Here is an 18,945-nt window from a genome sequence, read left to right on the forward strand (position 1 = left end):
GCGGGGGCAGGGTTCCTTTGGCTACCGGCTTCGCCAAGCCTGAGTGCGCTTCAGGATGCCTTTTGAAGCAATCAGGTGAACGATCCGGGCAGCGGCGTTGGTGTAAAAGATCATCATGCCCATCGCCGCCGCAGGCGCGATATCCCCGGCATCATCCATGTTCAGCACCGCGATGGACGCAAGCGTCGTTTTGGGAGAATAGAGGAATACCACTGCCGACACGGTCGTCATCGCATTGACGAACAGATAGATTGAGATGTCCAACACCGCTGGCAGACAAACCGGAACCGTTACCCGTGCAAACAGCTTCATTGTCGGCTGTTTGAGCGAGGCAGACACGGACTCAAATTCTCTGTCCATTTGCTTGAGCGCGGTGACGGCCGTCAGGTGCGATACGGTGTAGAAATGCGTCACAGTGCAAATCACCAAAATCGCCATCGTGCCGTAAATCCCGTTCAGCGGATTGGACGGGTTGTTGAAGAAGAAGATGTAGGACAGCCCCAATACCATTCCCGGGATCGCCATGGGTAGCATCGCGAACATCTGGAAAATCGACCGGCCGGTTCTGAACCCGTTTGATTTTTCAACCAGATAGGCCCCGAAGAACACAACCGTCGTGCCGATGACTGCCGTCAGCAACGCCAGTTTGATCGAGTTGAAATACGACCCCCAGCCGCCGCCGTCCATTCTGTTGAACTGATAGTTTTTGAGGCTCAGACTCAGGTCGTAGGGCCAGAACTTGATCAGCGCCGCAAACTGACACACAGCCAGAAGACCAACGATGAACAGGCCGATCAGGCTGCAATAGATCAGGAATATGCGGTCAGCTTTCGGGTTTGGCGTCGCCTGATATGGCACGGAACGCGCCGAAAGCAGCGCAACCTGCTTGGACTGAACCATCCGGTCGATGGCAAAAGCCAGAATGGCCGGAATGACCAGAACCACAGAGACCACGGCGCCCATTTCAAAGTTCTGCTGGCCGATCACCTGTTTGTAGATATCCACAGCAAGCACGTTGAATTGACCACCGATGACCTTTGGCAATCCGAAATCAGTGATCACCAGGTTGAACACGACAAAGGCCGCCGAGATCAGGCCATAGCGGGCCCCGGGGATGGTTACGGTCCAGAAGGTCCGCCATGGCGTCGACCGCAAGCTGGCCGCAGCTTCATACAGGCGCGCGTCAGATATCGCGAGCGCGGTCGATATGATCAGAAACGCGTGCGGAAAGGTAAAGAAAACCGATCCGATCACGATGCCTATGGGGCCGTAAATGCTGGCACCGAACAGCAACTCCTTGATCATGCCCTGATTGCCGAACAGATAGACCAACGCGATGCCCGGCAAGAGCGACGGAACCAGGATCGGTGCCATCGCGATAAGGCGAAAAACACCCTTGAACCGCATGCAGCTTCGGTTCAGCGCATAGGCGAACCAAAACGCCAGTGTCACCGTCACAATGGTGCTGACGACCGAGATCCAAAGCGAGTTCTTGATCGAATTGAACAGTGCCGGTGTCGAGAAATAGTTGATGAAATTGTCCAACCCTCGCGACTGGACCGGCCGCATTTGCACCCGGCGGAACGTGTTGGAATCAAGCTCGACCCAATCGGTGCCTTCATTCAATGTCGATCCGACCAGAAAGCGCCCGGTATCCGTCGTGTTGCGGATCTTGTACATCACCGGGCTGCGAAAGCTGAAATCAGGAAAGAATCCGGTCACAGGCAAGCGCCCGTCCGAACCCGTCACCAGATCAGAGTCGGAATAGACCCCCAATTGCCTGTTCAACTCGTCTGCCGACAGGATCGTTCCGTCGAAGACGCCTGCGTCGTCACTTACCTGAAACTCGTACTGTGACAGCTCGACCCGATAGGTCGAAAACGACTTGGACAGCATCGTGTAAAGCGGCAACGCCAATGTCACGACCAGATACAGCGCGATCACCATCATGCTGCCGCGCATCAGGATATCATCACGGCTGAGCTTGGGCTTGATGTCCGGCCCGACAGGCAGGCTGTCCTGATTGGTAGAAACCGAGCTCATGCCTTGGCCTCCGGCGCTTCAAACGCCATAAGGCGGTTCTCGGGAAGCTCAATCACCACGCTGCGCCCCTCTTCCAGTTCCAGACGACGCACGGCATTGATCGAGAAATCCGCGATCAGTTCCGATGATCCGAACTTCTCGTTGTTCAAGCGGCAGCGCCAGAACGAACCCAAGAACTCCATCTCATCCAGCGTCACCTCTATGCAGTTCCGATTGCCGCCCGTGTCGAGATAACCAGCTTCATGAGGGATGATGTCTTCGGGTCGAATGGCCGCGATGATCGGGGTTCCATCGTTGAACTTGTGGCTGAGGCAGGCAAAGGTCTTTTCACCGACGCTCAAACGTCCGCCTTTGGTGACCTGTGACCGGATCTGGTTCATTTCACCGATAAAGTCGGCAACGAACAGATTGGCCGGATCCCGGTAGATTTCGGTAGGGGGCCCCACCTGTTCGATCACACCATGATTCATGACCACGATGCGGTCTGCCATCGCCAGCGCTTCTTCCTGATCGTGAGTCACCATCACGGTGGTCACACCCAGCTTGCGCTGCAACTCCTTGATCTCGTGCCGCAGATGAACACGCACTTTGGCGTCCAGCGCCGACAGGGGTTCGTCCAGCAGCAAAAGTCCGGGGTTGGTCGCAATGGCACGCGCCAGCGCAATCCGTTGCTGCTGACCACCTGACAATTGCGCCGGATATTTCTTGCCCTGATCCGGCAGACCAACCAGGTTCAAGAGTTCGTTTACGCGAACAGCGATATCCGATTTGCTGCGGCCGGTGTTTTCAAGGCCAAAAGCGATGTTCTTTTCAATCGTCAGATTTGGGAACAACGCGTAGGACTGAAACACGATCCCGAAATCACGCTCGGACGGGGGCAGATTGGACACGTCCTTGCCATCCTGCATGACCGTACCCTTGGTCTGCAAATCCAATCCGGCGATTGCCCGCAAAAGAGTGGTCTTGCCGCACCCGGACGGGCCGAGGAAACAGACAAACTCGCCCTCGGTGATTTCCAAAGAGATGTCCTTGAGCGCCAGAAAGCTTCCGAACGCTTTCCACAAATTCTGGATGCTGAGATACAGTTCACCGGGTGGTGTTTTCTGAAGCACGGGAGAAGTCCTCACATCTGCACCTCGGGCGCGGCCGGTCCTGGCCGGTTGAAACCGGGTGAGTAAGTTGTTTTTCGGGGAACAAGAGACTGGTGTGCAGGAGAGGCACGAAAACCTCTCCTGCCAATGGGGTTACTTCGCTTCCGACTTTCCGTCATAGCGAGACTGCCATTCCTTCAGGATTGCCGCGCGATTGTTGGCGGCAAACTCAAAATCATTTTCGATCATTGCATCCAGAAGACCCTCTGGGAAGTGCTCAACCGGTTTTGCAACGCCCGGATAGGCGACAACTGCATAGCCGGTGTTGTACATCTCGTTGGCTTCCTTGGTGACGGTGAAATCCACCAGCTTTTGCGCGGCCTCCAAATTGGCTGTGCCAGCAACAATTGCGGTGGCTTCCATGTCCCATCCGACGCCCTCGGAAGGCACGATGATCTCAAGCGGCGCGCCGTCGGCTTTGGACTTTGCCCCGCGGAACGCAAAGGAAATGCCAATCGGGATTTCGCCTGCTGCGGCCAGTTTGCAGGGTTTTGAACCTGAATGGGTGTACCGCGCGATATTCTCGTGCAGCGCATCCATGTATTCCCAACCACCTTCTTCACCGAACATCTGCAACCAGCTGGACACGTCAAGGAAACCGGTGCCCGATGAGTTCGGATTGGGCATGATCACCTGATCTTTGTACATCGGATCGGTGAGATCCTTCCAGGATGTCGGCGGGGTCAACCCGGCCTTTTCGGCCTCGACGGTATTGTAGCAGACGGATGCAACCCAGGCGTCCATGCCGACCCAGGCAGGGGGGTTGTCGCCATCAACAAATTTTTTGTCCAGCTTTTCCACACCGGCCGGCGCATAAGGCTCCAACATACCTTCTGATTTCAGCAGCAGCAGCGACGTGGCGGCCAGGCCCCAAACAACGTCTGCCTGCGGATTATCACGTTCTGCCAGCAATTTCGCCGTAATGATCCCGGTCGAGTCGCGAACCCAATTGATCTTGATATCAGGGTGGCTTTGATTGAACGTCTCGGCATACCGGGCCAAGTCTTCCGCCTCGACTGCGGTATAAACTGTAAGTTCCGTTTCCGATGCCGCCGCCGTCGCCGTCAGCGCACCGATAGTCAGAGCTGCGAGAAGTGATGCTTTATGTTTCATTGTGATCCTCTGTTGGTAATTATGTTGTTTTCGCCATTCTTGCGCGGCGTTAGAACTCGATTATTGTGCACCGATTGTTTGACAGCAGTTTGACAGATAAAAACGCCAATAAAAATCGATTATATCTTCGATGTCATAAGCATCTCCTATAGATGAAATCCGCTCGCCCCGGAAGATCAGCGCGGAACTGGCCATGACGATCAACAGATCATCAAGGCATGTCAAAGGAGCTTAATTCTCAAAACTTTCCCGCGGCGGCGCAAGAACGCTCAACGTGTCATCGCAAGGAGTCCGATCCCGATCGCGACAATAGTCGCTGCAAGAAGCCTGTTGGATTTCGGCCCTTCGCCGAACCACATCACACCAATAAGCGATGCAAAGATAACCGAACTTTCCCTAAGCGCGGATACAACGCCCAAGGGCGCGACCGTCTTCGCATACAGCACCAGCCCATACGCCACGCCAGAGATGACGCCGCCTGTCAGACCCGCCCAGACATAACGCCTAGGCAGTGCGACGAAACGCTGCCATCTGGTTGCGAAGATAAATCCGGCGACAAAAATTTCCGCAACGAACAATGCCGCAATGTATCCCAGTATATTCCCGGACAGCCGGATACCAATGCCGTCCACAATCGAATAGGACGCTATCATCAGGCCCGTGCCAAACGACGCCGCCACGGCGACCCAGCTTGTGTTTCGGCCCAGCCCGACCAGGGACAGGCACCCAATCCCAGCCGAGATGCAGACAATGCCGACCCACGCGATCGGCGGCAGAAACTCACCCGCGAAAAGAATGGCACCCACCGTGACCAGGATTGGCGTCATCCCGCGTGAGATCGGGTACACCACCGACAGATCCCCATGTTTGTACGCGGTGTTGAGAAACCAATAGTACCCCCAGTGGATCAGGGTCGAGCCGATGATGAAGGGGAACGCCGCCCAAACCGGCAAGCCGATAAAAGGCAACGCAATCAGCGCAGGCACGGCGTGGCCAAGCGCCACCAACCCCAAAACAACCGCTTTGTCGGGCGCGCCTTTGACAACCGCATTCCAGAGCGCGTGCAACACGGCTGCGGTCAATACGATGAGAACTGCCTGTAGTGTCATTGTGGCCCGACGATATGAGCTGAATATTTGTCTTGCGTCAGATTTCGACTTTCAGCGCGCTTGTTTGCGCGCGCATGCAGTGACTTGACCAAAGCTTGATCTGTATCGCGGCAGCAACGGTTTAGGGGGCTCAATCCCGCTGGGCAATGCGACCCCGGCGAGGGGCGGATCAGGTTGGTCATCGCGGGTTGGTTGCACAACGGACCAACCAGACCAGCCACATGCCATGTGGTGCCACGGCTTGGTTGCCCCTGCTCAATAAGCACCACTTCACGTTGCCACTTTCCGGTCAGATGATACGCAACCGTGCAGCCAATGATGATGCCTCCGACAATGACATGCTGCGCTGTGCGAAAGTTTGGTGTCAGCCATCGGGTCGCTCCGTACTCAGGGATTCGGATTTCCCTTCACCCTATTTGTACTTTGCAAAATTTGGCAATTGCTTTCCTGTATTTGCGTTATGCTTTCACAATATCCACGGGTTGGCTTTGCAGCGCGCCAGCTATGCTGTTTGGCAACTCCTCATCCACAACCAGAGTCGCTTTCACCGGCAGAGGTTTCATCACGATCGGACCAACCACGTCGAACTTGCTGCTATCAGCCAGGATCAGCGGCCGCTGCGCCCGTTGCATCATCATATGACGCAGGTTGGCGCCTTCCAGTGAGAAATCCGTAAACAATGCACGAGAGCTCACACCGCCGACCCCGATCAACGCATATTCCGTATTGTATCGCGACAGGTGGTCGAGCGTGTCCAAACCCAATGTGACATTCTCTGAAAAATCCAGCCGTCCGCCCAGCAGCGTGACTTCGGCGGCTGCCGACGCCAGCACAGATGCAATCGTCAAATCATTGGTATATATTGTAAGGTTTTGTCGCACAGCAGCCAGAGCCTGCGCCGCCGCCACTGTCGTTGACCCGCTGTCGATTATCACGCTGGCCCCGTCCGGAATCACGCTTGCCACATAGACTCCAATCCGTTCCTTGCCTTGCGGGTTGGTTTGAGCCCGGTCGGCCATCGGAGGTTCCCGCCTGCGAACACTGGTCGCGCCGCCCCGCACCTGATGAAGCTTGTTCTCCAGTGCCAACTGTTCAATATCCTTGCGCACGGTTTCCCGTGACACACCAAGCCGTTCCGTCAGCGAACGGATCGAGACCGCTGGCTGGCGCGAGACTTCTTCCAGTATGATGGCGTGGCGTTCAGGTGCGAGCATTGGCCGGCCCTTTGGTTTTGGACTGCACGAATATGCCAAAATTTGCAAACATGGTACAGCCCAAACACCCAATCAGGCATGCGTTGCCATGGCGCAGCGGTGACGCGCTCACACCAATGGTCCAGAGCGGTCAATGGACCCTGCCACCGGGCACGCAGTGACTACGCTGGATAGATGGGGAACGATTTGCACAACGTTGCGACCGAGGCTTTGCAGCGCGGAATTGTCGCGTCGGTATCACCCGTGGCCTCAGCTTCGATCAAATCCGCAATCACGTTTGCCAACTGGTCGAACGCGGCCTCTTTCATGCCGCGGGTCGTTGCCGCGCTCACGCCCAGGCGCAATCCAACCCATTCTGACGGTCGCGTGCTGTCATTGGGGATCGCGTTTTTGTTGGTCGTGATATTGGCCTTTTCCAGAACGGCCTCGGCGCGTTTGCCTGTGATACCCTTGGGGCTGAGATCCACGAGCACCAGATGCGTGTCAGTACCACCGGACACGATACGCAACCCCCGGGACTGCAAGGTTTCTGCAAGTTTGGCGGCGTTGGCTTTGACCTGCGCTCCGTAGTCCTTGAACTCATCCGTAAGCGCTTCGGCAAGGCAAACCGCTTTGGCCGCCAGAACCTGGCTGTGGATCGAACCCTGAACGCCGGGGAAAACCGCAGATTGCAGCCTCTTGAACCAGTCCTCGTTGTTGGTGAGGATCAGCCCGCCACGAGGACCACGCAGTGTTTTTGTCGTGGTGCACGTCACAATGTCCGCATGCGGAAAAGGCGAAGGATGCACGCCCGCGGCGACCAGCCCGGCAATATGGGCCATGTCCACATGAAAATGCGCACCAACCTTCCTGGCGATTTGCCCCATGCGCCCGAAGTCGATTTCCCGTGGATAGGCAGACCCACCCGCGATCAGCAGTTTTGGCTGGATTTCCTCGGCCAGTTTTTCCAGCGCATCGCAGTCAATGACCTCGGATTCAGCATCGACACCATAATGATGCGGTTCAAACCAGCGACCCGACAGGTTGGCCTTCAGGCCGTGGCTCAGGTGACCGCCGGCGGCCAGATCCAGCGACAAGACCCTGTCGCTGGGCTTGAGCAGCAGAAAGAAAACAGCAAGGTTTGCCTGGCTGCCGGAATGGGGCTGAACATTGGCATAGTCGCACCCGAACAGTTCCCTGGCGCGGTCGATTGCCGCCTGCTCGACGACGTCGACAAACTGACCGCCCCCGTGGAACCGGTTTCCCGGATACCCTTCAAGCGTCTTGTTGGTCATCTCATGCCCGAGAGCATCCAGCACCGCGCGGCTGACGATATTTTCGGACGCGATCAGCTCAATTTGGTCCTGCTGGCGCTTTTTCTCGTTTGCAAGAGCTTCTGCGACGACGGGGTCGGTCATCCCAACTGGGTTTTCAAAGTGCCGCGACATCCGGGCTCCTCCGATGCGATTGCGTTTTCTCCAAAATTCCAGAGTTCCACTGGCCGAAGCAAATCAGTATTGCTATTTATTTGCCGCAGAAAAACTAAGGCTTAAATGGATGTCACTTTCCCCTCGTCGCCCGAAAGGCCCACATCTCAATGCTTTACGAGCATTCGAAGCGGCGGCTCGGCTTGGAAGTTTTGCCGCTGCGGCAGACGAGCTATCTGTTACACCGGGCGCGATAACTCAGCACGTCAAGGCCCTTGAAGCCTGGGCCGGCACCCAACTTTTTGTCCGAAATGCCCGCGGGGTCGAGATGACGGCGCTTGCCGAAGAGCTTTTGCCCGGGTTCACCCAGGCGTTTGATCAATTGGGAATGGCCGTGCAGGAACTTCGAACCAAGGCCCTGCCGCGCAAGGTCAAGGTCGCCGCGCTGCCGTCGATCGCGCAATTGTGGCTGGCGCCCAGACTTGGAACGCTCAGACAAATTGCCCCGGATTTGTCCGTGTCTGTTGTGGCCCTTGAAACGCCGCCAAACCTTACGCGTGAACCATTTGACATGACTTTGTTCTTTTCCGGTGAACCGATCGGAATCAACGAAATCAAAATAGCCGAAGATGTGATTTTCCCGGTTTGCGCCCCCTCGGTCGCGGATCGATTGAAATCTGTTTCAGATCTTTCGCAGGAAACCCTTCTCCATGACGGGGCATGGGCAAATGATTGGGACAATTGGCTGAACAGCCAACCAGATGGCGCACGTGTACCGAAGACGGGAACCGTGCACTCGTTGTATTCCGTCGCGCTGGAAGAGGCGCGTCATGGCGGTGGCGTGTTGATGGCGCACGAAGTTCTGGTTCAGAACTTGCTGGACAATGGCGATCTGGTTCGCCCGTTTTCGGCCTCGTTGAAGCTTCCTCGCGCAATGGTGGCCAAATTCACACCCTCTTTCAGCAGATCCCCCGTATTCAAAGAGTTCAGATCGTTTTTGCTGAACGCAAACTGAAAAGCGGTGCCCGCAAAACGGGGTGTTCGCGCCGATCAGGCCCGCCTTCCCCTGACAGTCTCGGCTGGCCAAATTTGGCGACGAATCCTTCGGGCGATACCATCAAATCCGTGAAGCTTCACATACTTAAGTCGTGGTCCGGCCTCGGACTGGAAGGTTGAGAAACGCGCCCCGACGATGCAAGCTGCTGTCAAGAACCATGGTTCGGGACGGAGGAAGAATGTCAGACGCGCGCCCCTCGGCGGAAACCGATCCTGGTCTCGCCGTACGCGACCTGAGCTTTCATTATGGCGCCAAGGCGGCTTTGGATGCTGTCTCTTTTGACGTGTCGGCGGGGATGTTCTGCGGTCTGCTCGGTCCGAATGGGGCCGGAAAATCTACACTGGTGTCGCTGCTCACGCGATTGCTTGTGGCGCCGGACGGTGAAATCACGGTCGCGGGCCATGATCTGCGCCAATCCCCACGCAGGGCGCTGGCAAAGCTTGGCGTGGTCTTTCAGCAACCGACACTGGATCTGGGTTTGACGGTGCGCCAGAACATGGCCTATTTCGCAGCTCTGCATGGGTTGTCGCGATCCGAAGTCCCCGGCCGTATCGACGCGGCGCTGGATCGGCTGAACATGCGCGACCGCGCCGGGGAACGAGTGCGCGATCTCAATGGCGGTCATCGCCGCCGTATGGAGCTGGCTCGGGCCCTGTTGCACGAACCTTCGGTGTTGCTGTTGGACGAACCGACCGTTGGGCTTGATGCCGCGGCTCGGCACGCGATAACCGACCATGTGCACGACCTGGCGGAACAGGGGCTGTGCGTCTTGTGGGCCACGCATCTGACAGATGAAATGCGCGACGACGACCAGCTTCTGGTTCTGCATCGCGGTCAGATTCTTGCCAGTGGGCAGGTGGGCCGCCTGCGGGGGGATCAAACACTGTCCGATTGGTTCCTGTCCCGAACCGAGGTCCCGACATGAACGGATTCCTGGGAGTCGCCCGCGCCATCATCGGACGCGAGTTTCTGCGCTTCATCCATCAACGCGAACGATTTCTGGCAGCCCTGGTCCGGCCAATGGTTTGGCTTTTGATCTTCGCAGCAGGGTTTCGCGCGGCCCTCGGCCTGTCGATCATTCCACCCTACCAGACCTATATCACTTACGAGACCTATATCGTCCCCGGACTGTGTGCGATGGTTCTGTTGTTCAATGGGATGCAAAGCTCGCTCAGCCTTGTCTACGACCGCGAGATGGGCTCGATGCGCCTTCTGCTGACCAGCTCGTTCCCGCGCTGGTGGCTTTTGTTCTGCCGTCTGCTGGGATCAACGGCGATATCCATCCTGCAAGTCTATACGTTTCTCGCATTGGCCGCTGTGTTCGGCATTGTACTGCCGTTACCCGGTTATGTCGCGGTTTTGCCGGGGCTGGTTCTGGGTGGTCTGATGCTGGGCGCGCTGGGGCTGGTGCTGTCCAGTTTCATTAAGCAGCTGGAGAATTTTGCCGGGGTGATGAACTTTGTCATCTTCCCGATGTTCTTCCTGTCCTCCGCCCTTTATCCGCTGTGGAAAATGGCTGAAAGCTCGCCATTGCTGCGGGATATCTGTGCGCTGAATCCTTTCACGCATGTGGTCGAGTTGATCCGGTTTCTGCTTTACTTGCAGATCAACTGGGGGGCCCTGCTGTGGGTTCTGGCGTCAACCGCGATACTGAGCGCGATCGCCGTTTGGGGGTACGACCCGGCCCGGGGCCTGATGAGGCGGAAATCATGACGGCCGCGCCACAAACCGCAAAGCGGAGTCTGCTTCTGAAAACACGCCTGGGCCTTGGGGCCGTCGTGCTGGGATCAGGCACCCTGCTGGCGGCCGCAATCCTTTACTTCGGGATGCAGACCGTCGCCAGCCACCTGGAAACGGCACTGGCATCGGAAACCCGCATGGCACGATATGCTGCTCTGTCGACCCAGGCGGCCACATTTCTTGTGATCGCAACCGAGTCGATACAGACCGGCCAAACGGTCGAGTCTCGACTCGATCGCCTTTCGCCGATCCAAGACCAAATTGGGGCAACGTTTCTGAACCTTCGTTCCGATGTGGAAGATGCCGTTGCCGCGGTTCAATCCCTGGGGCTGGACGAACAATCGCGATACGGAACCCAATCCCTGGGTCTGGCCAGAATGGAGGCGCTGCTGGCCAGCACGCTGGAAGGGCTAGCCGACGCAGACGCCGATCAGGCCCAGCTCCGTGCCTATGTCGACTCGTTTGCGTCGGCGTTTGATCCCCTTCTCAGCCAGGCGGTGAATACCGAGGTACTGTTTCGAAACTCCGTCATGGCGGGAATCGAAAGGACCCGCTGGGTTCTGACCTGGGCGGCACTGGCACTGGCACTGTTCGCCTTGCTCAGCACGGCGTGGTTCTATTTTGGCCTGGTGCGACCGCAGTTCTCTCGTCTGGATCGGCTGCGCAACGCGGCGGTTCAGGTCGGCCGATCCGAATTCGCAATTTCGCTGCCTCAAACCCGCAATGATGAGATCGGCCAGTTATATGGCGAGACCAACCGCATGGCCGCTGCATTGAGAAAACGCCAGGCCGAGGTTGACGCAGAATGGGCCCGGTTGAACGAGACCATTGCCCAGCGAACCCGCGAACTGAGCGCTGCAAATGAGTCCCTGTCCAAGATCGACGAAAACCGGCGCCGCTTTTTTGCTGATGTCAGTCACGAACTGCGCACACCGCTGACGGTCATCATGATGGAAGCTCAGATAGGCCAGAGGGATAACCAGACCGCGCCAGAGGCGTTGGCAACAATCGAAAGCAGCGCCGCAAAACTGAACCAGAGAATCGATGATTTGCTGCGCGTCGCCCGTTCCGAAACCGGTGAGCTGGCTCTGGAACCAACCAACGTTGCACTATGCGATCTGATGCAAACAGTTGTGAGCGACATTCAACCTGAAATCGACGGCGCCGACATGCAGCTTGAAACGGGCGACTTCCCGGATTGTTCGTTGCACTGTGACCTGAACTGGATTCGTCAGGTCCTGCTCAGTCTGATACGCAATGCGATCCGACATGCGCGGGACGGGAAGGCGTTGTTGCTGTCCGGTCAATCGGTTGATGGTGGCGTTCAAATACAGCTGACCGATAACGGCCCCGGAATTCCCGCCGGCGCCCAAACCCGGATCTTCGAGCGGTTTGTACAAGGAGGGGCAGCAAACAGTCAGGGTTTCGGTGTCGGGCTGGCACTGGCCAGGTGGGTTATAGAGGCCCATGAAGGAACCATTTCGGTGGCAAGCCCGGTTCCGCGTGAAGACGCCTTGGGATCAAATGCCGGTACAAATGTCTGCATTCGACTACCACTGGCGGAGGCATAGAAAAATGGTCTCCAGACTGCTGATCATAGATGACGACCCCAGAATCACGTCGGCCCTTGTCCGGGGCCTGTCGCTGCACGGCTACTCAGCCGAGGCTGAAAACCGCGCCGACCAAGGGTTGGAGCGGTTGAAAAGCGGTGTGTTCTCGGGCGCGATTGTCGATGTCATGCTGGGAACCGACAGTGGTATCGAACTGGTCCGGGCCGCGCGTCTTGCCGGGGTCGGAATCCCGATATTGATGTTGTCTGCCCTTTCCGATGTCGATCATCGTGCCGCCGGGCTTGAAGCCGGGGCCGATGATTACGTCATTAAGCCGTTCAGCTTTGATGAGCTTGTCGCCCGGTTGCAGGTACAGGAACAACGCGTGCTGTCTCAGCGCCCGGACCCCGCGCGCCTGTCGTCGCGGGACAGAACACTTTCGATCCGCGAGACACGCATTGCGCTCACCGAACGTGAATTCGAACTGCTCACACTGCTCAACAGCAAGGCCGGATCGCCAATATCCCGAGGAGAACTGTTTGACACGCTCTGGTCACAGGACGGGTCCAGTAACGAAAACGTGGTGGACGTCTACATCGGATATCTGAGAAAGAAATTGGGGTCGGATGATTTTGGATTTGAAATCAAAACCATACGCAATCAAGGCTTCTGCCTTCAGGGAACTGCTCCACTGTCAGATGACGCCTGAGTACCGACCAAAGTCTAAATCCTTCTTATGAATTAAGAGTCGCACGGGCGCATGAGACCTGCCACATTGCTCGCAAGCACATTCTAGGAGGAGGACCCTGATATGGCTTGGAACAGACCTGTTATTCGCGAAATCGAATGCGGCATGGAAATCAACATGTACGGCCCCGATCATGACGATGAGCGCGGTGGCGGCCTGATTTGATCAGCTGCAAGCGCCAACATTAAATGACGTTGCGCGCAATAATACTTGGGGCCGCTGCTGGCGGCGGCCTTCCGCAATGGAATTGCGGATGTGAAAACTGCAATCTGGCCCGAAGCGGACATATTCCGGCGCAGACGCAATCATCACTCGCGGTCTCACCCGATGGCCAGAACTGGGCCATCCTGAACGCGTCTCCGGATATTCGAACGCAGATCGGCAAAACGCCTGTCTTGTATCCGTCCGGGTTGCGAGAGGTGCCGATTCAATCGGTGCTGGTGACAAATGGTGACATCGACCATGTGGCCGGCTTGCTGACGCTGCGCGAGATGCAGTCATTCACGCTGTTTGCAACCCAGAGCATTCAGGACGTCATCGCGCAGAACCCGATTTTCGACGCCTTGAACGCCTCGGTCGTGACTCGCGCGCCTATCTCGTTGAATCAGACGTTTGATCTGGTTCCCGGCTTGCAGGCAACATTGTTTTCGGTGCCCGGCAAAGTGCCTCTGTATCTGGAAGGGGAACATGTCGAAACCGAATTGGTTGGCGAACAAACCGTCGGAGTGGCGCTGAGCGCGCAGGGGAAGACGGCATATTACATACCGGGCTGTGCCGCATTGACGCCCGAGCTGCGCGCCCGACTTGACGAGGCCGATCTTTTGTTTTTCGACGGCACGCTTTGGCACGACACGGAAATGTTGCAGGCCGGGTTGGGTCAGAAAACGGGCAAGCGCATGGGCCATATGTCGATGGACGGCCCCGATGGATCGATCGCTGGTTTCGCCGATATGAAAATCGGGCGGAAAGTGTTCATCCACATGAACAACACCAATCCGGTTCTGCGCCCCGACAGCGCCGAGAACGCCCGGGCACGGGCGAAAGGCTGGACGATAGGCCAGGATGGCATGGAGATAACGCTATGACCCAAAGCCGAAAAGAGTTCGAGGCCCGGCTTCGTCAGATCGGAGCCGAGCGTTACCACGACCTTCATCCGTTTCATCATCGCCTGCACGGTGGTCAATGCACGCCTGACGAAGTGCGGGCTTGGGTGATCAACCGCTACTATTATCAGCATTCCATCCCGATGAAGGACGCCGCCTTCATGTCGCGTGTAGAAGATCCTGCGCTGCGCCGAGCCTGGCGGTCGCGGATCGAAGATCATGACGGCACGGAAGACAACGAAGGTGGTATCCGGCGCTGGTTGCGATTGGCCGAAGCCGTCGGTCTGGATCCGGACTATGTCGCCTCATGCGACGGCGTATTGCCTGCCACCAGATTTGCGGTGGACGCTTACGTGCGATACGTCCGCGAAAAGTCGTTGCTGGAAGCGGTTGCGGCCTCACTCACTGAATTGTTTGCTCCCAAGATTCATGCCAACAGGATCGAAGGCCTGCTTCGGCATTACGATTTTGCGGATGACAGCTCGCTTGCCTATTTCCGCAACCGCCTGAAAGAAGCCCCCAAGGATGTGGCCTTTGGTCTGGCATGGGTATTGGATCATGCCGACACCGCTGAAAAACAGGACGCGGCAGCCAAGGCACTGATTTTCAAGACCGATGTCCTCTGGTCGCAGCTGGATGCCCTGTGGGGCGCCTATGTCGAACCTGCACGAATTCCTCCGGGGGCATGGAAGCCGGACACCGGTTTACGGATGCGGCAGGCGTCGTAATGTTGGCGCAGGAGGTCCCCTTGCTACCGCGTGGTGTCCGCATCCATTTCGATTCCGTGCGAGAACAATGGGTTCTGCTGGCACCTGAACGGGCCGTGACGTTGGATCAGATCGGACATGCGATTCTGAGCGAAGTTGACGGCCAACGCAGCTTTGGTCAGATCACCGCGAGACTGTCCAGGCAATACAACGCCCCGGAAGAACAGATTGTCGAAGACAGCTCGGGGTTTCTGGATGCCCTTCGGGCCCGTCGCTTTCTGGATGTCATCTGATGCAGGTAAAACCCCCTCCCCCCATTGCCATGCTGGCCGAGCTGACGCACAGATGTCCGTTGTCCTGCCCCTATTGCTCCAACCCAGTCGAAATGGCCAAACTCGACAATGAAATGGATACCGAAAGCTGGGCACGTGTTTTCAGAGAAGCGGCGGCACTTGGTGTCTTGCAATTGCATCTTTCCGGTGGCGAACCCGCATCCCGCCGCGATCTGGTTGCGCTGGTCAATGCCGCGCGTGAGGCCGGGTTGTACACCAACCTGATCACGTCGGCGATCGGCCTGTCCGAGCGACGCCTGTATGAGCTGGACGAAGTCGGCCTGGACCATATCCAGCTTTCTCTTCAGGGCACCGACGCCGCGATGGCGGATAAGGTAGGCGGCTATCGCGGCGGGTTTGACCGCAAGATGAAAACGGTCGAATGGATCAAGAAGATCGGGTTTCCGCTGACCCTGAACTTCGTGCTGCACCGTCACAATGCCTACCAACTGCCGCGGGCGCTGGAACTGGCACAGGAGATGGGTGCCCGGCGGATCGAAGTTGCAACAGTGCAGTTCCACGGCTGGGCCTTGCGGAACAGGGATGCGTTGATGCCGACGCGGGAACAGGCGCAACAGGTGACGCGACAGGTGGCCGAGGCCAGGAAAGACCTCAAGGGGCAACTGGTCATCGATTATGTTCCAGCAGACTATCACGACGACTACCCCAAGCGATGCATGGGCGGTTGGGGGACAACCGGGCTGAACGTGGCGCCAGACGGTCAGGTTCTGCCCTGCCATGCGGCACAGTCCATCCCGCATCTGACATTTGACCGGGTACAGGACAAACCGCTTGCGGATATCTGGTTCCATGGCAGCGCGTTCAATGCCTATCGCGGAACGGATTGGATGTCGGACCCGTGCAAAACCTGCGAACGCAAAACCATTGATTTTGGTGGCTGCCGCTGTCAGGCCATGGCCGTTATCGGAGACGCAAGCGCCGCTGATCCGGTTTGCATCAAATCACCCCACCATCAGACCCTGCAAAACCAGGCAAACGAACATGCCGCCAAATCGGATGCACCCTTCACATATCGTACCGCACCCGGTGCGGCGAGAGAGCCTGCGGAATGACCCTAACCAAGAACCGCACCGCTGGGCCCGGGTACCAGGGTCAGGATCCGGTCGGAAAGCCGCCGTGCTTCGGGTTTGGAATGCGTCACGAACAGGGTCGCCGGGCGATGCCGCGTGATGAGGTCCTCGGTCAGAGTCAGCATCGTCTCGGCCGTTTCGGTATCCAGTGACACAAAAGGCTCGTCCATAATCAGAAATTCAGGCTGCCCGGCAAAGGCGCGCGCCAGAGAAAGCCGGCGCTGCTGACCCAATGACAATTGACCGGGAAACAAATCCCCCTTTCCGTCCAGGCCGACGTCTGACAGCGCGGCGTCAATGTCAGCCTTCGACAGGTCACCATGGATCAGGGCGAGATTATCGAAAGCCGAACGCCATGGCAGCAAAGTGGGTTCCTGAAACACAATGGCAAGCCGATCCGGCCGCACGATTTGGCCTTCGAAATCCGGGTCAATGCCTGCCACCAATCGCAGCAGCGTCGTCTTTCCGATGCCCGATGGTCCGGTCAGCGCGACCGTTTCCCCAGCGGCGATGTCAAATGCAATGGGGCCCAGAACGGCGTGGTGTTCAAAGCGCTTCCTTTGGATGTCAATTCGGATCATGCAGTTCTCCACCGTCGAGCATTGCGCTCCAAAGGTTGAAGAACCAGCCATTCGACAACCAGCATGACAGCAATGAACGAAAACGCGTAGACCAGCACCATTGCCACATCGAACAGCTGAAAATACAAATGGATCTGAAACCCGACACCGGATGAGCGCCCAAGAAACTCGACCACGAGGACGATTTTCCAGATCAGAGAAAGCCCGGACCGTGCGGCAGCTGCGATAAACGGGGCAAGCTGCGGCAGGATCACATGGCGCTGTCGCCTTTGCCACGGCATCCGGTAGACCCGTGCCAACGCATCCAGATCCGGGCTCAGCGCCCGGCCGCCCTCTCGGAGGATCGTTGCGACATTGGGGATTTTGTTCAGCGTAACCGCCGTGATCGCCGCAGCCTCGGTCAATCCGATCCAGAGGTAGCACAGCACGATCAGAACCAGCGCGGGCAGGTTCAGGAAGACAACCAGCCATGGATCAAGCCAGCGGTTCAGCGCATCCGACCGGCCCATGGCCAGTCCAATGATCGTTCCCAATGTCATCGCCAACACGAAGGCCCAGATCACACGTAACAGTGTCGCACCAAGGCTGCGCAGCAATTCGCCTGACGCAAGTTCTTGCTGAAACCGGGGGATCAGGTCCCAGGGTTGCGGCAGAATCTGAGGGTCTGCGGTCAGCGACGCCGCAACAATCCACAACGCCACAAGGCCTGCGATGGACAAAAGCGGCGTGAGGCGCGCGTTTTGCATCTGATCCTATTCCACGTCAGCAAAAAGACCCTGTGGCACTGTCGTCGCAGCGCCCACCAGCTCAGCCCCGCCCAATTCGGCCATAAGTTCCAGCATCTTGTTGGCCGCGACCGCATCGACCGGGCGACGATCGGGAATACCGGCGATCCAATCGAGCCTGAGTTGTTCAAACTGTGCATCAGACTTGACGTTCATGCGCGGTCTGATCGCCTCCCATGCCTCGGGCGAATTGGCCAGCAGGTCCTTGGCGTCGCGGCTGGCGGCAAACAGGCTTTGCGCAAGGTCGGGGTGTTCGTTCAGAAAACTCTGTTTCAGGTAATAGCCCAGCAAGGGCGTATTTGTGTCGAGCCCCAAAGCCTGCCCGGCTTCCTCAACCGAGATCAGCTCTTTCATGCCGGACGCTTTCATCTTGGCCAGGAAATGCCAGAAATTGATTGCCCCGGCATAGTCGCCGTTCAAAGCAGATTTGAAGATCAGCGGGGGCGCACCGAACACCTGTTCGGTGTCGGCTTTCAAGTCCATCCCGTATTCTTTTGCTGCATAGGCGCGCAAAATCAGCCAGGATTTATCCAGCGGACCACCCGCGATGCCGATCTTGCCGCCCGACAGGTCCTTCAAACTGGTTGCCGGGCTGTCAGCGGGCACAACCACGCCGCCCACGGCTTTGGAATAAGGGATGAACACATAGTCCTTGCCGGCAGCCCTTTGACGAGCAACCCAAATCCAGTCGGCAACCGCCAAATCAGCCTCATCCCCCTCGACCGCGATACGCGTTGCGCCATTGTCGGCAAATGGTTGAACATCAAGGACAAAGCCATGTTTCCGATCCAAGCCGTTCCGGCGAATGGTCTCCAGTTCCCAATTCACCGTTCCGATCTTGAGTACGGCCGCGCGAATGGTCGGCAGGGTCTCGGCTGCCAAAGCCCCCGAACTGAGTGCAAGTGCAAGGCAGGCGGCAAGAAGTTTGGTCATGACCCGATCCCTTTTATTCGCTATTCCGCCTTTCGGCTGACTTCATTCAAATCCTTGTCCAGCTTGATATCGAACTGGTTGCCGCCCTTGCAGATGACGTCATCCAGATCATAGCCATCGTCTTCAACCTCGATATCATCCGGGTCCATCTGGCACTCGACAGAGGCAAGATAGGCTTCGATCTTTTCCACCGTTTCCGCGTCAATGTCGTCGGCGAAAGCCGGGGCCGCCAGAAGCCCGACGGTTATCAACATTCCAAATCTTTTCATGACGTTATCTCTC

The 18,945-nt window shown here is 57.3% G+C and carries 20 protein-coding genes; 10 read left to right on the forward strand and 10 right to left on the reverse strand.

Features of this window, described 5'->3' with window-relative positions; genetic code table 11:
* Positions 1–21: 21 nt before the first annotated feature.
* The 6 genes from I9185_RS10915 to glyA form a co-directional block, all read right to left on the reverse strand.
* Positions 22–2,043, reverse strand: coding sequence for a putative 2-aminoethylphosphonate ABC transporter permease subunit (locus tag I9185_RS10915; RefSeq protein ID WP_171640655.1), 2,022 nt, complete (start codon positions 2,041–2,043; stop codon positions 22–24).
* On the reverse strand, positions 2,040–3,155 hold the full coding sequence (locus tag I9185_RS10920; RefSeq protein ID WP_210093061.1) for a putative 2-aminoethylphosphonate ABC transporter ATP-binding protein: 1,116 nt from the start codon (positions 3,153–3,155) through the stop codon (positions 2,040–2,042). The genes I9185_RS10915 and I9185_RS10920 overlap by 4 nt, the downstream gene beginning before the upstream one ends.
* Before the next feature lie 132 nt (positions 3,156–3,287).
* Positions 3,288–4,307 carry a putative 2-aminoethylphosphonate ABC transporter substrate-binding protein gene (locus I9185_RS10925; RefSeq protein WP_171118362.1) on the reverse strand — a complete coding sequence of 340 codons (1,020 nt, stop codon included), beginning with the start codon at positions 4,305–4,307 and terminating at the stop codon, positions 3,288–3,290.
* Positions 4,308–4,576: 269 nt separating this feature from the next.
* Positions 4,577–5,416, reverse strand: coding sequence for a hypothetical protein (locus I9185_RS10930; RefSeq protein ID WP_171637153.1), 840 nt, complete (start codon positions 5,414–5,416; stop codon positions 4,577–4,579).
* 458 nt (positions 5,417–5,874) lie between these two features.
* A complete protein-coding gene (locus I9185_RS10940; RefSeq protein ID WP_171637155.1) occupies positions 5,875–6,630 on the reverse strand; it encodes a DeoR/GlpR family DNA-binding transcription regulator in 756 nt (251 codons plus the stop codon).
* Between the two features lie 161 nt (positions 6,631–6,791).
* On the reverse strand, positions 6,792–8,057 hold the full coding sequence (gene glyA, locus I9185_RS10945; RefSeq protein ID WP_210093062.1) for a serine hydroxymethyltransferase: 1,266 nt from the start codon (positions 8,055–8,057) through the stop codon (positions 6,792–6,794).
* Between the two features lie 109 nt (positions 8,058–8,166).
* Here glyA and I9185_RS10950 point away from each other — a divergent pair, with 109 nt between their 5' ends.
* The 10 genes from I9185_RS10950 to pqqE all read left to right on the forward strand — a co-directional run bounded on the left by I9185_RS10950 (position 8,167) and on the right by pqqE (position 16,346).
* Positions 8,167–9,051: a LysR family transcriptional regulator gene (locus I9185_RS10950; RefSeq protein WP_210093063.1), complete on the forward strand. Its 885-nt coding sequence runs from the start codon at positions 8,167–8,169 to the stop codon at positions 9,049–9,051.
* Between the two features lie 220 nt (positions 9,052–9,271).
* Entirely contained in the window at positions 9,272–10,018 is a 747-nt protein-coding gene (locus I9185_RS10955; RefSeq protein WP_210093064.1) for an ABC transporter ATP-binding protein, read from the forward strand.
* Positions 10,015–10,806 (forward strand): ABC transporter permease, encoded by a 792-nt coding sequence (locus I9185_RS10960; RefSeq protein ID WP_171363233.1) that lies wholly within the window; start codon positions 10,015–10,017, stop codon positions 10,804–10,806. Before I9185_RS10955 ends, I9185_RS10960 begins: the two co-directional genes overlap by 4 nt.
* Complete coding sequence (locus I9185_RS10965; RefSeq protein WP_210093065.1) at positions 10,803–12,404, forward strand: HAMP domain-containing sensor histidine kinase; 1,602 nt, start codon at positions 10,803–10,805, stop codon at positions 12,402–12,404. The genes I9185_RS10960 and I9185_RS10965 overlap by 4 nt, the downstream gene beginning before the upstream one ends.
* A gap of 4 nt (positions 12,405–12,408) precedes the next feature.
* Positions 12,409–13,092 carry a response regulator transcription factor gene (locus tag I9185_RS10970; RefSeq protein ID WP_171637164.1) on the forward strand — a complete coding sequence of 228 codons (684 nt, stop codon included), beginning with the start codon at positions 12,409–12,411 and terminating at the stop codon, positions 13,090–13,092.
* A 102-nt stretch (positions 13,093–13,194) separates the two neighbouring features.
* Complete coding sequence (gene pqqA / locus I9185_RS10975) at positions 13,195–13,296, forward strand: pyrroloquinoline quinone precursor peptide PqqA (protein WP_117873022.1); 102 nt, start codon at positions 13,195–13,197, stop codon at positions 13,294–13,296.
* A gap of 23 nt (positions 13,297–13,319) precedes the next feature.
* Positions 13,320–14,216: a pyrroloquinoline quinone biosynthesis protein PqqB gene (gene pqqB, locus I9185_RS10980; RefSeq protein WP_210093066.1), complete on the forward strand. Its 897-nt coding sequence runs from the start codon at positions 13,320–13,322 to the stop codon at positions 14,214–14,216.
* Positions 14,213–14,962, forward strand: coding sequence for a pyrroloquinoline-quinone synthase PqqC (gene pqqC / locus I9185_RS10985; protein WP_171118343.1), 750 nt, complete (start codon positions 14,213–14,215; stop codon positions 14,960–14,962). Before pqqB ends, pqqC begins: the two co-directional genes overlap by 4 nt.
* A complete protein-coding gene (gene pqqD, locus I9185_RS10990) occupies positions 14,962–15,234 on the forward strand; it encodes a pyrroloquinoline quinone biosynthesis peptide chaperone PqqD (RefSeq protein WP_171723951.1) in 273 nt (90 codons plus the stop codon). Before pqqC ends, pqqD begins: the two co-directional genes overlap by 1 nt.
* On the forward strand, positions 15,234–16,346 hold the full coding sequence (gene pqqE / locus I9185_RS10995; protein WP_210093067.1) for a pyrroloquinoline quinone biosynthesis protein PqqE: 1,113 nt from the start codon (positions 15,234–15,236) through the stop codon (positions 16,344–16,346). Before pqqD ends, pqqE begins: the two co-directional genes overlap by 1 nt.
* Before the next feature lie 2 nt (positions 16,347–16,348).
* Here the strand turns inward: pqqE and I9185_RS11000 are convergent, their stop codons facing one another.
* The 4 genes from I9185_RS11000 to I9185_RS11015 are packed head-to-tail and all read right to left on the reverse strand — an operon-like array spanning position 16,349 to position 18,932.
* Positions 16,349–16,945: an ATP-binding cassette domain-containing protein gene (locus tag I9185_RS11000; protein ID WP_171637170.1), complete on the reverse strand. Its 597-nt coding sequence runs from the start codon at positions 16,943–16,945 to the stop codon at positions 16,349–16,351.
* Positions 16,942–17,691: an ABC transporter permease gene (locus tag I9185_RS11005; protein ID WP_210093068.1), complete on the reverse strand. Its 750-nt coding sequence runs from the start codon at positions 17,689–17,691 to the stop codon at positions 16,942–16,944. Before I9185_RS11005 ends, I9185_RS11000 begins: the two co-directional genes overlap by 4 nt.
* Before the next feature lie 6 nt (positions 17,692–17,697).
* Positions 17,698–18,663, reverse strand: coding sequence for an ABC transporter substrate-binding protein (locus tag I9185_RS11010; protein ID WP_210093069.1), 966 nt, complete (start codon positions 18,661–18,663; stop codon positions 17,698–17,700).
* A gap of 20 nt (positions 18,664–18,683) precedes the next feature.
* A complete protein-coding gene (locus I9185_RS11015; protein ID WP_210093070.1) occupies positions 18,684–18,932 on the reverse strand; it encodes a PepSY domain-containing protein in 249 nt (82 codons plus the stop codon).
* Between the last annotated feature and the right edge of the window lie 13 nt (positions 18,933–18,945).

Source organism: Ruegeria sp. HKCCSP346, assembly GCF_017872595.1.
Lineage (GTDB): Bacteria > Pseudomonadota > Alphaproteobacteria > Rhodobacterales > Rhodobacteraceae > Ruegeria.

What these genes read in the sequence shown, in the direction of transcription:
- I9185_RS10915 (WP_171640655.1), bottom strand. Translation starts at nt 2,043, where the DNA reads ATGAGCTCGGTTTCTACCAATCAGGACAGCCTGCCTGTCGGGCCGGAC.
- I9185_RS10925 (WP_171118362.1), bottom strand. Translation starts at nt 4,307, where the DNA reads ATGAAACATAAAGCATCACTTCTCGCAGCTCTGACTATCGGTGCGCTG.
- I9185_RS10930 (WP_171637153.1), bottom strand. Translation starts at nt 5,416, where the DNA reads ATGACACTACAGGCAGTTCTCATCGTATTGACCGCAGCCGTGTTGCAC.
- I9185_RS10940 (WP_171637155.1), bottom strand. Translation starts at nt 6,630, where the DNA reads ATGCTCGCACCTGAACGCCACGCCATCATACTGGAAGAAGTCTCGCGC.
- glyA (WP_210093062.1), bottom strand. Translation starts at nt 8,057, where the DNA reads ATGTCGCGGCACTTTGAAAACCCAGTTGGGATGACCGACCCCGTCGTC.
- I9185_RS10950 (WP_210093063.1), top strand. Translation starts at nt 8,167, where the DNA reads ATGTCACTTTCCCCTCGTCGCCCGAAAGGCCCACATCTCAATGCTTTA.
- I9185_RS10955 (WP_210093064.1), top strand. Translation starts at nt 9,272, where the DNA reads ATGTCAGACGCGCGCCCCTCGGCGGAAACCGATCCTGGTCTCGCCGTA.
- I9185_RS10960 (WP_171363233.1), top strand. Translation starts at nt 10,015, where the DNA reads ATGAACGGATTCCTGGGAGTCGCCCGCGCCATCATCGGACGCGAGTTT.
- I9185_RS10965 (WP_210093065.1), top strand. Translation starts at nt 10,803, where the DNA reads ATGACGGCCGCGCCACAAACCGCAAAGCGGAGTCTGCTTCTGAAAACA.
- I9185_RS10970 (WP_171637164.1), top strand. Translation starts at nt 12,409, where the DNA reads ATGGTCTCCAGACTGCTGATCATAGATGACGACCCCAGAATCACGTCG.
- pqqA (WP_117873022.1), top strand. Translation starts at nt 13,195, where the DNA reads ATGGCTTGGAACAGACCTGTTATTCGCGAAATCGAATGCGGCATGGAA.
- pqqB (WP_210093066.1), top strand. Translation starts at nt 13,320, where the DNA reads ATGACGTTGCGCGCAATAATACTTGGGGCCGCTGCTGGCGGCGGCCTT.
- pqqC (WP_171118343.1), top strand. Translation starts at nt 14,213, where the DNA reads ATGACCCAAAGCCGAAAAGAGTTCGAGGCCCGGCTTCGTCAGATCGGA.
- pqqD (WP_171723951.1), top strand. Translation starts at nt 14,962, where the DNA reads ATGTTGGCGCAGGAGGTCCCCTTGCTACCGCGTGGTGTCCGCATCCAT.
- pqqE (WP_210093067.1), top strand. Translation starts at nt 15,234, where the DNA reads ATGCAGGTAAAACCCCCTCCCCCCATTGCCATGCTGGCCGAGCTGACG.
- I9185_RS11000 (WP_171637170.1), bottom strand. Translation starts at nt 16,945, where the DNA reads ATGATCCGAATTGACATCCAAAGGAAGCGCTTTGAACACCACGCCGTT.
- I9185_RS11005 (WP_210093068.1), bottom strand. Translation starts at nt 17,691, where the DNA reads ATGCAAAACGCGCGCCTCACGCCGCTTTTGTCCATCGCAGGCCTTGTG.
- I9185_RS11010 (WP_210093069.1), bottom strand. Translation starts at nt 18,663, where the DNA reads ATGACCAAACTTCTTGCCGCCTGCCTTGCACTTGCACTCAGTTCGGGG.
- I9185_RS11015 (WP_210093070.1), bottom strand. Translation starts at nt 18,932, where the DNA reads ATGAAAAGATTTGGAATGTTGATAACCGTCGGGCTTCTGGCGGCCCCG.